General features: G+C 57.0%; 10 protein-coding genes. 8 read left to right on the top strand and 2 right to left on the bottom strand.

Annotation, left to right across the window (positions count from 1 at the left end; genetic code table 11):
• Positions 1 to 96 precede the first annotated feature (96 nt).
• From HMPREF9081_RS09810 to HMPREF9081_RS09795, 4 genes are all read left to right on the top strand, one after another.
• Positions 97 to 4,365 carry a beta strand repeat-containing protein gene (locus HMPREF9081_RS09810; RefSeq protein ID WP_040395014.1) on the top strand — a complete coding sequence of 1,423 codons (4,269 nt, stop codon included), beginning with the start codon at positions 97 to 99 and terminating at the stop codon, positions 4,363 to 4,365.
• A gap of 60 nt (positions 4,366 to 4,425) precedes the next feature.
• Entirely contained in the window at positions 4,426 to 5,256 is an 831-nt protein-coding gene (locus HMPREF9081_RS09805) for an ion transporter (protein ID WP_006307119.1), read from the top strand.
• Positions 5,257 to 5,387: 131 nt separating this feature from the next.
• Positions 5,388 to 5,864, top strand: coding sequence for a hypothetical protein (locus tag HMPREF9081_RS09800; protein WP_425358245.1), 477 nt, complete (start codon positions 5,388 to 5,390; stop codon positions 5,862 to 5,864).
• A gap of 60 nt (positions 5,865 to 5,924) precedes the next feature.
• On the top strand, positions 5,925 to 6,560 hold the full coding sequence (locus HMPREF9081_RS09795; RefSeq protein WP_006307117.1) for a hypothetical protein: 636 nt from the start codon (positions 5,925 to 5,927) through the stop codon (positions 6,558 to 6,560).
• Positions 6,561 to 6,589: 29 nt separating this feature from the next.
• Here HMPREF9081_RS09795 and HMPREF9081_RS09790 read toward each other — a convergent pair whose 3' ends face one another.
• Positions 6,590 to 7,435, bottom strand: a complete 846-nt coding sequence (locus HMPREF9081_RS09790; protein ID WP_006307116.1) for a polysaccharide deacetylase family protein — start codon at positions 7,433 to 7,435, stop codon at positions 6,590 to 6,592.
• A 195-nt stretch (positions 7,436 to 7,630) separates the two neighbouring features.
• A complete protein-coding gene (locus tag HMPREF9081_RS09785) occupies positions 7,631 to 8,791 on the bottom strand; it encodes an FprA family A-type flavoprotein (protein ID WP_006307115.1) in 1,161 nt (386 codons plus the stop codon).
• Positions 8,792 to 9,040: 249 nt separating this feature from the next.
• Between HMPREF9081_RS09785 and HMPREF9081_RS09780 the strand changes: the two genes are divergently transcribed.
• The 4 genes from HMPREF9081_RS09780 (at position 9,041) to glyS (ending at position 12,885) form a co-directional block, all read left to right on the top strand.
• A complete protein-coding gene (locus HMPREF9081_RS09780; RefSeq protein WP_006307114.1) occupies positions 9,041 to 9,580 on the top strand; it encodes a 3'-5' exonuclease in 540 nt (179 codons plus the stop codon).
• A 23-nt stretch (positions 9,581 to 9,603) separates the two neighbouring features.
• The gene (locus HMPREF9081_RS09775; protein ID WP_006307113.1) at positions 9,604 to 9,885 is read left to right on the top strand and encodes a hypothetical protein; all 282 of its coding nucleotides are present in this window, start codon (positions 9,604 to 9,606) and stop codon (positions 9,883 to 9,885) included.
• Positions 9,886 to 9,955: 70 nt separating this feature from the next.
• On the top strand, positions 9,956 to 10,837 hold the full coding sequence (gene glyQ / locus HMPREF9081_RS09770; protein ID WP_006307112.1) for a glycine--tRNA ligase subunit alpha: 882 nt from the start codon (positions 9,956 to 9,958) through the stop codon (positions 10,835 to 10,837).
• Positions 10,834 to 12,885 (top strand): glycine--tRNA ligase subunit beta, encoded by a 2,052-nt coding sequence (gene glyS / locus HMPREF9081_RS09765; protein WP_006307111.1) that lies wholly within the window; start codon positions 10,834 to 10,836, stop codon positions 12,883 to 12,885. The genes glyQ and glyS overlap by 4 nt, the downstream gene beginning before the upstream one ends.
• Positions 12,886 to 12,943: the final 58 nt, after the last annotated feature.

The raw sequence follows: 12,943 nt of genomic DNA, 5'->3' as shown, positions 1-12,943 counted from the left end.
CCCGTTTACGGGGGAGGGGGACCGCGAAGCGGTGGAAGGGGCGTTTGTTTGAAAGCGAAATGCCGTAACAATATCGTAGAGAAAGGACGAAGGGAAATGAAATCATCATCGAAAGCAAGCAAACATATTCATCGCGTTGTCGCCTATGCGCTCTTTGCAGGCGTGATTGCCGCCCCGTTTGCCGCGCAGACGGCGTATGCGCTGCCCATCGAGGGCGCGAACGCCGCGACGAATGCGGGGGAGGCGAATATCTCCACGAGCGGCACGGTCATGGACATCGCGGGCAAGACCGCGCACAATATCCTCCGATGGGAGGACTTCTCCATTGAGCAGAACGAGAAGGTGCGCTTCGACGGCGGCAGTCAGACGCGCGACTATCTGAACCTCGTCACGGGCGAGGGCGCGTCGAACATCTACGGCACGATTGAGGGCGGCAGGAACGTCTATCTCGTCAACCCGCACGGCATCCTCTTCGCTAAGGATTCGCAGGTCAATACGGGTGCGCTCTACCTCTCGACGGCGAATCCCGCTGACATTGCCACAGCGACGAACACCTTCAAGGCAAACGGCACAAGCCCGCTCTCCGCGACCGCGCAGATGGGCGACGTGCTGAACCTCGGCACGGTAAAGGCGAGCAAACTCTACATCGAGGGCAAGAACGTCAAAGTCCTCAACACGGATGCTGTAACGGACGCAAACGGCACGGCGCTCACGGGGGCGAACGTCACGATCCGCAGCGAGGAAACGCCGCACATCGGCTACGATGTCGGCAATCGAGCGACGGCGAACTTCGACGAGAGCGGCGGCTCTGTGCAGCATAGCTTCTATGACTATGCACATCCGAACACCTCAAAATCTGCAAGTGGGCGCGGATGGGATGTAGCGGACCTTGGCGGCACGGCGCATACAGACTATGACTATATGCGCGTGCATACCGTCTACGACCTCCAGAATATCAATGCGAAGCTGGATGGCAGATACATCCTCGCGGGCGACATCGACGCAGGTGTCACAAATACATGGAACAGTACTGTGCATGGGATAGAGGGCTTCCTTCCGATTGGAGAAAATGTTAGCACGAATTTTACGGGACGATTCGACGGTGCGGGACACACGTTGCGGGGGTTGTATATCAAACGAATGTACGGTCGCAATGAGGATATCGCTCTGTTTGGCTACGCCGTCAGGGCACATATCGAGAATCTCTCCCTCGTGGACGCCTATGTCGAGGGAACCAATAGGGTCGGCGGCATTGTGGGATATACAGACAGGACTGTGATTCGGAACGTTTCATACGCTGGCAGGGTCGTTGGAAATAATGCGGTCGGCGGCATTGTGGGATATGCGTGGGGCGGCAGCATTCAGAATGCATGGAATACGGGCGAGGTCAGGGGGTCGTATCCGGTCGGCGGCATTGCGGGAATAGTAATAGACTCTGCTGTGATTCAGAATGTCTGCAATACGGGCGCGATCACAGGGAATGAGAGAGTCGGTGGCATTGTAGGAGCTATATTGAACAGTACCCTGCAGAATGCATGGAATACGGGGACGGTCGCAGGGAGTCAGAAGGTCGGCGGCATTGTGGGAAAGGCGGACGTCGGTACCGTTCGCCATGCCGTATGGAAGGCAGGCAGTGCAGGGCAGGCGGTCGGCGCATCGAGCAGTGGGACTGACGTGACGGATGTCAAGGTCGCTGCCGAGGCGGATATGAAGCTGGCGGCGACATACACGGACTGGAAGGACGCGCACGGCAATGTCCTCGTTGCCACCGAGGGCGGTAAGGGCACGCCGTGGCGCATCTACGAGGGACATACTACGCCCTTGCTCACGGCTCTGATGAAGGGCACGAAGCGCCTTGAGAAGACCTACGACGGCAAAACATTCGGGGACGGGGACGCGCACATCCTTTCGGATACTCCCCTTCAGAAGAATGTCGGCACATACGATGCGCGCGGCATCTACAGCGATACGTTCGGTTATGACCTCATCGGCAGCACATACAGGATTGCGCCGCGCGTGCTGACCATGAGCGGCGTCGCGTCGCAGACGAAGACCTACGACGGCAATACGAATGCTGACGCCACGCAGTTCCACGCGACGCTGAATAACGTCGTCACGGGTGAGGAGAGCCTTGTCACGGCGACCGCCAGAGGCGCGGCATACAACAGCAAGAATGTTGCAACGGCAAGCAAGGTCACCTACACGGGGCTTGCGCTCACGGGCACGGGAGCGGCGAACTATACCGTTGCCACGACCGCAGAGGGCGCGGGCACAATCACGGCGCGTGCGCTGACGCTTGGCGCAGTTGCGGCGCAGACGAAGACCTACGACGGCACAACCGCCGCAGACGCATCGAAGTTCCGTGCGGGGTTGAACAACACTGTTGCAGGTGATAGCGTAACGGCGACCGCCACAGGCGCGGCATACAACAGCAAGGATGTCGCGGGGGCAAATACGGTCAATTACACGGGCGTCGCGCTCGGTGGTGCGGATGCGGGGAACTACAGTCTCGCCGCAGGAGCGGCACAGGGGACGGGCAGCATCACGCAGCGTGCGCTGACCCTTGGCACAGTCGCGGCGCAGAGTAAGACCTACGACGGTACAACCGCCGCAGACACAGCAACGTTCCGCGCAACACTCGATAATGTCGTCGCAGGCGAGGAGAGCAGCGTGACCGCGACCGCCACGGGCGCGGCGTACAACGACAAGACCGTCGCCGGGGCAAATAAAGTGAGCTATACGGGCGTTGCGCTCCAAGGCACAGGCGCGGGGAACTACAGTCTCGCCGCGACCACGGCAGAGGGAGTTGGCACGATCGCAAAGCGTGCGCTGACCGTTGGTACAGTCACGGCGCAGACAAAGACCTATGACGGCACGACCGCCGCAGATGCAGCAGAGTTCCAAGCGACGCTCGGCAATACTGTCACGGGTGACAGCGTAAGTACGACCGCCACGGGCGCTGCTTATAATGATAAGAACGTTGCTGCGGCGAATCGCGTCGACTATACGGGCGTTGCGCTTACCGGCGCGGACGCGGGCAACTACAGCCTCGCCGCGACGACGGCACAGAGCGCAGGCACGATCACGCGGCGTGCGCTGACTGTTGATACCGTCGCGGCGCAGAGTAAGACCTACGACGGCAATACCTCCGCAGACACGTCGAAGTTCCACGCGACGCTCGGTAATTTCGTCGCGGGCGAGGAAGGCAGCGCGACCGCGACCGCTGCGGGCGCGACGTACAACGACAAGAACGTCGCCGGGGCAAATAAAGTGAGCTATACGGGCGTTGCGCTCCAAGGCACAGGCGCGGGGAACTATACCGTCGCCGCGACCGCCGAGGGGGCGGGCACGATCACGCCGAAACAGCTGAATCTCGCGCTCGCGGGCGGCGCACGCTTTGACAAGACCTATGACGGCAATGCAAACGTGACGCAGTCCCTCACGAAGGGGACGAACTATACCCTCACGGGCTTCATCGGCACGGAGGGCGACCATCTCGCACTGGCATCTGCCACAGGCGCGTATATGGCGGGCAAAGATGCGGGGACAGACAAGGAAGTAACCTTCAAGAACCTCACGCTCATGGGAACGGGCGCGGGCAACTACACGCTCGACACGAATGCGCTCACGGGCATCGGTACGATTGCGCGGCGCACGCTGACCGTTGATACCGTCGCGGCGCAGACGAAGACCTACGACGGCACGACCGCCGCAGACGCAGCGCAGTTCCGCGCAGCACTCTCAGGTACCGTCGCGGGCGACAGCGTCACAGCCGCCGCCACGGGCGCGACCTATAACAATAAGAATGTCGCCGGGGCAAGCACGGTGGGCTACACGGGCGTTGCACTCCGAGGTGCGGATGCGGCGAACTATAGTCTTGCCGCCACAACCGCACAGGGCGCGGGCAGCATCACGCATCGGACGCTGACGCTCACCGCCGCGCCGCAGAGCGTCGTGCAGGGCGAGGCGCTGCCCTCCTTTACGGGACGTGCGGACGGTTTTGCCGATGGTGAGGACGCATCCGTATTCGGTGCGGACGGCATCGCCTTTGGCACGGCGGCGAATACCGACACGCCGGGCAGCTATGGCATCACAGGGCGCATCGGCAGCATCACAGGCGGTGTCCTCGGCAACTACCGCATCATGCAGGCGGCGGGCAACGCGACTGCGTTCACCGTCCACGCGGCTCTGCCGAGCGGCATCCTCGCCGCACTCGTGCAGGATGCTGCGCCGCGCTTTGATACGGGCTTCGATCAGGAGGTCTATGTGTTCGGCTTGCCGCGTCCCATCCCCGCAGCGACACTTGGATTCTATCGCTTCACCCCCGCGCGTGACCTCGGCATCGAGGGGCTGCGCCTCGACTAAGCTTGACATGCAAAATCCCCCTCCTCCCGTATGACACGGGGGAGGGGGATTCCGTAAGCGATGGAATGGAGTTTGGTTATGGACGTTCTGCAAAAAGTGCTTCATTGGAAGCATACACAAAAAATTATCACCGCTGTCATTATTCTCAATGCTGCAGTATTGGGTGTATTGACGGATCAAACGCTGTCCGCCGAAGAGGTTTTATTTCTGGAAGCAATCGATAAAGCCTGTTTGGTGATTTTTACAATCGAGTTGATCACCAAGTTATTGGTTTATCGGCGAAATTTCTGGTCGGAGGGCTGGAATATCTTTGATTTCGTCATCGTCCTCAGCTCCATTATCTTTATTTCCTCCAGTATCTCGGTCATACGAGCCTTCCGCATCTTCCGCCTGCTAAAGGCTCTGACTGAGTTTCCGGAGCTGCAGATTTTGGTATCGTCCATGTTAAAGGCAATACCAAGTATGTCATGGGCGCTGCTCCTGCTCTTTATCATCTTCTATATCTTTGGGGTCTTCGGCAGTACGCTGTTTGGAGAGACGTTCCCGGAACTGTTCGGGGATATCGGAGGCTCCATGTTTACCCTGTTCCAGGTGATGACGTTTGAATCATGGGCAACCGCCGTGGCAAGACCGATCATGGCGGTATACCCCTATGCATGGATATTCTTCTTGGTGTTCATCCTTCTTACTGCCATTACGCTGCTGAATGTCATGGTGGGTATCGTGGTGGAGGCAGTCGGCACCATTTCGGAAGCAGTCAAACGAAAACAGCGCGACGCTGCGGCGGAAAACGAAGGTTCCGATGTGTGTGAAGCCGATGAAATAGAAACGGAGATTCGTAAGCACCTTGAGCAGATTGATGAGCTGCTAAAAACAAGAAAACTTTCCTAATCGTCATTTGTCGATCTATACTGAAAAGCCTCTGAAGGAAATCCTTCAGAGGCTTTTCAGCGTGTTGTTCTATAATTCCTTGTAATACTGGAAGTTCATCACGAATGTTTTCGACAAAGGAGATGTGTATCATGGTCAAATTTGGCAGGAAGATTGCAGGGATCGCTTTGGGGGTCAGCCTTCTCGGTGTTGGTGCGGCAGAGGCGGCTGTTCCGCCGGATGCGCTCGTGGTCGGCGGTATCGAATACGGTGCGTCGGAGTCCTATGTCCGCAGCATCTACGGTGCACCGCGCGAGGTCGAGACGAAGTTCAATCCCATTTACGCCGGCGGGCAGGCAGTTGAATGGGAATACGGCAATGACTTTGATATCGTCTTTGTGGACGGTGCGGTTCGTCAGGTCGAGGTTGGTATGCCGAACGGCGTGCAGACGAAGGACGATATTGCCGTCGGTACGGATGTGAACACGCTGATTGCAGCCTATGGGCAGCCGGATGCCATTCACGGCGATAAGTATATCTATTTTGTGGACGGTGATTCATCGATCGGATTCATCTTTGAAATTGAGCGCGATCGCGTGGACGAGATCAAGATGGGGCTGATCCGTTGATGCTCACAGTATGTGCAAAATTCATAAGACAGTGACTCGGGGGAGAGAGAATCTTTGAATATGCGGATGTGCGCGGCTTTTATTGGAATTGCCGTCATTGCCGGTGCTGCTGCAAGCATTGCCTTGGATATGTTTCGCTCTGCGGTGACAGCGCCGCCGGGTGCAGATGCGGGGACGAGGATCAGTATTGCGCGGGATTCCGTTGAGAAAACGCTCTCTGCGGACGATGCGGCAAAGCGTGAAGCAGAGACGTTGCGTCAGCACCGTGCGGAGGAGCAAAAGTCTGCGGCGCGCATTGCCCGCGAGGCTCTTGTGCTCGGTGATATCGCCTACGGCAGCTCCGAGGAAGAGGTGCGTGCCCGCTATGGTGCTCCCTACAAAAAGGAGTCGGAGCGCTCCATGCGCTATGCGGGAAAAGCAGTCGTCGAATACGAGTACACGGACAGCCTGTCGTTGGATTTCGTCGATGGTCTTGTGCGCCTCGTCAAAATATCGGAGCGCAGTTCACTTGCCTCGGGCAAGGGCGTCCGCATTGGAACCCCCGTGGAGGAGCTGCGCCGCGTATACGGCGAACCGAGTATGGTCTACGGGGAGGATTATATCTATTTTTCAGAGGAAGATCCGACCATTGGACTCGCTTTCGAGATCGAGCACGGACGCGTGGAAGAAATCAAGATGGGGGATCTCGGGCTTTGATGCATCAGTGATTCCTAAAAGAAAACGGATTAGGGGATCAGCATACTGTTTGCTGCCCAGGAAAGTCCCCATGCACGCAGCTGCAGACGCAGATCCTCAAGAGGTGCGATGAGCGGCGCAAAGGCGAGGCGCATCTTGAAGCGGGTCAGTGTGTGCATGTTCGCACCGAAGATGGGAATGCGATCCATCTGGTAGCGTCCCTCTGTGGGGGTGGAGAGCCCGTAGTGGACGGTGAATGCACCGCGGTATCCGGTAGCGCGTGTGATCTCCTCGATCTCTTCGTTGACGCGTCCGCCCGGATAGGCGATATAGTGCATGTCGTAGCCGAGCTTCTCTGAGAGAAGCTCATGCGAGTCAGCAATCTCATGGCGGAGTTCGTCCGTCGATGTCAGCTCTGCGAGATTGGCGTGCGTCATCGTGTGACTTTCGAACCGGATAAGACCGGACTCCTTCATCTCTGCAATCTGATCCCACGTCAGGTAGTTTGGGTAGGTATTCGTAAAATCATAGATGAGAAAGATCGTTGCCTTGAACCCGTACTTTTTCAGGATGGGGTAGGCGTACTCGTAGTTGTCCGCATAACCGTCGTCGAACGTGATAATGACGGGTTTCTCCGGTAGCGGTGTCCCGTTTTCGAACGCATCCATCATCTCGTCGATCGTGATCGTCGTATAGCCCTCGGATGAGAGATATGCCATCTGTGCCTCGAACTGATCGGGCCAGAGCGTGAGAGGATTGCCGTCCTTCTCTTCGATCTGATGATAGTTGAGGACAGGAACACCGGGTGCGGAGCGCATCATTGCAAACCCGATGATGACAGGCAGTCCAAAGATCAGGAATAGAGAAAACAAGAGACGTTTGCGCAATAACTTCACAGGAATTACCTCTTTTTGAAGGCATCACTAATGCCTAAAATCAATGCCGCGACAAGTGTAGCCCATCGCGCGCTCCATGTCAAGTGTTCTGTTGTCCCTGCGGGCAATGGAAGATTGTATAATGAAGGCGAAAATCGGGCAAAAAATGGGGCTGTTGTACGAACTTTTTAGCTTCGTGCAACAGCCCTTGTTTGCTTACAGTGCGAGAATCTGATCGTGCAGCCCTGCGAGCTGCTCCTTGGAGGGGACGTAGAGCATGCGCACCTTGTCCATGATGATCTCACAGCCGCCCGCCTTGAGTTCGTCCTCGATCTGCTGAATGCTTTGTCCGCCCCAGCCGTACGAGCCGAACGCGAACGCCTTGCGCCCGATCGGGGCAAGCCCCTTCATATAGCAGAGGAAGCCGGCAATGGTCGGAAGCATCTGGTTGTTGAGTGTCGGTGAACCGACGGCGAGATAACGGCTCGTGAGGATATCGGTCATGATATCGGCATGTGTATTGTGTTTGATATCATAGTAGCCGACGGAGAATCCCTTGTCGATGAAGGCCTCGGCGATCGTGTGCGCCATCTTCTCCGTGGAGTGCCACATGCTGTCAAAGACGATGACGGCGCGGTCATCGGTTTCACCGAGCGACCACTTGTTGTAGAGGTCGATGATCTCGGGGATGTGCGAGCGCCAGAGGATGCCGTGTCCCGTGGCAATCAGATCGATGTCAAGCCCGTGGAGTGCCTTGAGTGCCGTCTGCGCCTGTTTTCCGTAGAGGAAGAGGATGTTTGCGTAATATTTCTTCGCCTCCTCGATGACAATGGAGAAATCATTTTCATCGTCGTAGCGTTTGCCGGAGGCGAGGTGCTGACCAAATGCATCGTTTGAGAAGAGGATCTTCTCCTCGGGGCAGTAGGTTACCATGCTGTCCGGCCAGTGGAGCATCGGTGTCGGGACGAAGGCGAGCGTGCGCTTGCCAATAGAGAGCGTATCGCCCGCCTTGACGGTCTCATAGGGCAGCTCCCCATAGTAGGCACGCAGTCCTTTGAGCCCGTTCGGGGCGCTCGTGACGACCTTTGCGTTTGGCGCGAGGGAGGAGACGAGCGGGACTCCATACGAGTGATCCGGCTCGACGTGATTCGAGATGATGTAATCGATCTGCGACGGATCGATGACGGAGGATATGCGCGCGAGCATTTCCTCCTCGAAGCCGTGCTTCACCGTATCAATGAGCGTGATCTTATCGTCGATGATGAGATAGGCGTTGTAGGATGAGCCGCGCTGCGTATCGTAGCCGTGAAAGCTGCGCATCGACCAGTCGATCGCTCCAACCCAGTAGATGTCATCCCGAATTTTGATAGCGTTCATGAAGGTACTCCTTTCAACGATGGAATCATTTATAAAGTTTATAGGTTCTTTCTATAAATGAGAATACTATTTATAGAAGTATTCTAGCTTAATTCCAAATCTTTTGCAACAGGTATTTCAGCGCATTTTTTCCTGTAAAGAGGACCGGATATGGGCGATTTCTTGACAGATGATTTTTCATACGATATAATATTTACAACGAAAGCCACATGAAACTAGGAGAAAACGACTAGAAAAGGAAGGACTTTCATGGCAGGAAAAATTCTGGTCTTTGATACCGAGACGACGGGTTTTCGTAGTGACGATGAAGTATTGACACTCGCTGTTGTGAATGGCGCAGGCAAGGCACTGGTGGACGGGATGTATGCTCCCGTGCGAAAGAGTACGTGGCCGGATGCGGAGAAGATCAATCGGATCTCACCGAAAATGGTGGCGGAGTGTCCGCCGATTCTCTCGCAGCAGAAACTGCTTGAGCAGATGTTCAACGATCCTGAGGTGCTGCTCGTTGGTTACAATATTGAGTTTGATATTCGGCTCTTAGCCCAGTCGGGGATCCGTATTACGAATCCGAATCGTCACGATGTCATGCTCGCGTTTTCGGAGTTTCGCAAGATTCCGGATGCACGGCGCGGCGGATATCGCTGGTGGAAGCTGACGGAGTGTGCGGACTATTACCGCTATGATTGGGGAACGAGCGAGGCACATGGGGCACTCGCGGATACATTGGCGACGCTCTACTGCTATCAAAAGATGCAGCAGCCGGTATACGAGGAGCAGAGTCTGTTTTAGCATAGAGAGGAGGGGACGCTGTTATGGCAAAGAAACCATATGGAAGCACCACCCCAAGCCCTGCGGAATCCATACGGGAACGCAAGAAAAGGGAGATGGAGCGGGGGCTTGAACGCGTGAGGAAAAAGCGCGCCTCCTATCAGCGTAAGATTATTGGTACGGCGCTTATTTTCTTCATCATTCTCATCATTCTATGTGCACTCTTGCCCGGCGATGATTCGGCAGCTTATGGCGATAAGTGGAACAAGGATGTGAACTCGCGCCAGTCGCGTATTTTACAAAGCTTGCAGGATAATTTTAAGTAGGTACTTGCCATTTTCAAAAAACCGCGTATTCTATATAGGAACGCGGTTTTTTAGTTAAGGAGTTGTTTGCATGAAATTCCAGGAGGTCATCCTCGCACTGCAGGAGTTCTGGTCGGATCAGGGCTGTATTCTCGCCCAGCCCTACGATGTGGAGAAGGGCGCGGGTACGATGAGCCCGTGGACGTTCCTGCGTGTCCTCGGACCTGAGCCGTGGAACGTTGCCTATGTCGAGCCGTCGCGTCGTCCCGCCGATGGGCGTTACGGGGACAACCCCAATCGTCTCTATCAGCATCACCAATTCCAGGTCATCATGAAGCCATCGCCGGACAATATTCAGGAGCTTTATCTGCAGAGTCTTGCGCGCCTCGGGATCCGTGCCGAGGAGCACGACATCCGCTTCGTCGAAGACAACTGGGAGTCGCCGACGCTCGGCGCATGGGGACTGGGCTGGGAGGTCTGGCTCGACGGTATGGAGATTACGCAGTTCACGTATTTCCAGCAGGTCGGCAGTCACGATGTAAAGCCTGTGTCCGTCGAGATCACCTACGGTCTTGAGCGGCTTGCGATGTATATTCAGGGCGTGGAGAATGTCTATGACATCGCGTGGACGGACGATGTGACCTATGGTGATGTGTTTCATCAGAACGAATTCGAGCAATCGACCTATGCGTTTGACCTCTCGGATGAGGCACTGCTCTTTGACCTCTTTGACAAATACGAGGCGGAGGCGGTGCGCGTCATCGGCGCGGGGCATGTGCATCCCGCACATGACTATGTGCTGAAGTGCTCGCACACGTTCAACCTGCTCGATGCGCGCGGTGCGATCAGTGTCTCGCAGCGCACGGCGTTCATCGGGCGCGTGCGGAAACTCGCGCGTCTCTGCGCGGAGGCGTATCTCGCGCAGCGCGAGGCACTCGGCTATCCGATGCTGAAGAAGGAGGGGAAGGCATGAGTAAGGATCTGCTTCTTGAAATTGGGACGGAGGAAGTTCCGGCACACGTCATGCCGCATCTCCTCGCTGATCTGAAACGTCTCGCGGGGGACATGTTGGCGGCACGCCGTATAGCCTATGAGAGTCTGCGGACGATCGGTACGCCGCGCCGTTCTGCGCTTCTCGTGACGGGGCTTGCCGAGCGGCAGGAGGATGTGAGTACAGAGACGCGTGGTCCCTCGGTCGCCATTGCCTTTGATGCGGAGGGGAATCCGACGAAGGCAGGCGCGGGCTTTGCACGCGGGCAGGGCATCGAACCGTCTGCACTCATTCAGCGTGACGGCTATGTCTATGCCGCTGTGCACGAGAAGGGCGCTGAGACGGCGCAGCTCCTCACGGAGATGCTGCCCGAACTCATCCGCGCGATTCCCCTGCCGAACAGTATGCGCTGGGGTGATCTGGACTTTCGCTTTATCCGCCCGATTCGCTGGCTTGTCGCGCTCTATGGGACGGATGTCGTGCCCTTTACACTTGCAAATGTCACGAGCGGGAACACGTCGCGCGGACATCGGACGCTTGCTCCGCAGGACTTTGTCATCGCATCGCCCGCAGACTATGAGGCGGCGTGTGAAAAGGCGTACATCATCGTCGATCCCGAGCGCCGCCGCGCGATGATCTGCGAGCAGATTGTCGCCGTTGCACAGGAATGCGGCGGAACGGCGGAGATCACGCCGGACCTGCTCGAAGAAGTGCTTTATCTCGTCGAGTACCCGACCGCCCTCAGCGGCGCGTTCGAGGAGAAATATCTCGCGCTGCCGGCGGAGACGGTCATCACGCCGATGCGCGACCATCAGCGTTACTTCCCCGTCAAGGCGGCGGACGGCAGTCTCCTGCCTGTATTCATTACCGTGCGCAACGGCGGGAAAGAGCATCTGGATGTCGTGGCGCACGGCAACGAGCGCGTTCTGCGTGCGCGCCTTGCAGATGCGCAGTTCTTCTTTGACGAGGATCGGAAGAAGTCGCTCGCGGAGCACCGCGAAAAGCTGAGGACGGTTGTGTTTCAGCAGGGGCTTGGTTCGATGTATGAGAAGACCGAGCGTCTCATGGAACTTGTTACGGCGATTGTCGAAGATCTTGCGCCGGACGCGGCTGCATATGAGGCGATGGAGCCGGATGCGCGGCGTGCGGCGGAGCTGTCAAAGGCGGATCTCGTGACGGGCATGGTGACGGAGTTTACGGAGCTGCAGGGGATCATGGGGCGTGAATACGCCCTGCTTGACGGTGAGAAGCCGGAGGTTGCGCGTGCCATCGACGAGCAGTATATGCCGCGCTTCGCGGGCGATGAACTCCCGCAGAGTGATCTCGGCTTTGCGCTCAGCGTGGCGGACAAGGTGGATAATATTGTAGGCACCTTTAGCCAAGGCAGGATCCCGACGGGGTCGCAGGATCCGTTTGCTCTGCGCCGTCAGGCACTCGGTCTGGTGCTCATGCTGATTGAACGGGAGAGCGGGCTGCTCCTCGGCGATCTCGTCGAGGAGGCATGCGATCTCTATGATCTCGATATGTCTCTGTGCCAGAAAATGCAGGTCTATGTCGCAGACTTTATCCGCCTGCGGTTGAAGAACGTCCTCACGGAGCGCGGTGTGCGCTACGATGTGCAAGAGGCTGTGCTTACGGATGTGGACTGCGTTGCGGACGTGCCCGTGCGCGCCGCCTATGTGGAGCGTCTGCTTGCATCGGACGGAGCGGATGCACTCGTGCAGTCCTTCGTTCGTGTCGGCAATATCGCGCGCGCGGCAGAGACCGGCAACGTTGACTCTGCGCTCTTTGCAGCACAGGAGGAGGGAGAGCTCCTCTCGGCGTATGAGAATGCGGTTACGGCACGCGCCGAGGGCGCAGATTCGCTTGCGGCGGAGCAGGCACTTGCAAAGGCAATCAACGCATTCTTTGATGCGGTTATGGTCATGGACAAGGATGAACGCGTCCGTGCGAACCGTCTGGCGCTCCTCAAGGCGATTGACAACTATCTGCTCCAGACGGCAAACTACAGTAAGATTGTGTTGGGATGACCGCAATTTGAATGCTCTCTCATGAAGGGGCTGTTCACGAGCGCCCCTATCGGCTCGC

It is taken from the genome of Centipeda periodontii DSM 2778, from assembly GCF_000213975.1.
In the GTDB taxonomy this organism is placed as follows: Bacteria; Bacillota; Negativicutes; order Selenomonadales; family Selenomonadaceae; genus Centipeda; species Centipeda periodontii.
This window is presented reverse-complemented; position numbering and strand designations above follow the sequence as displayed.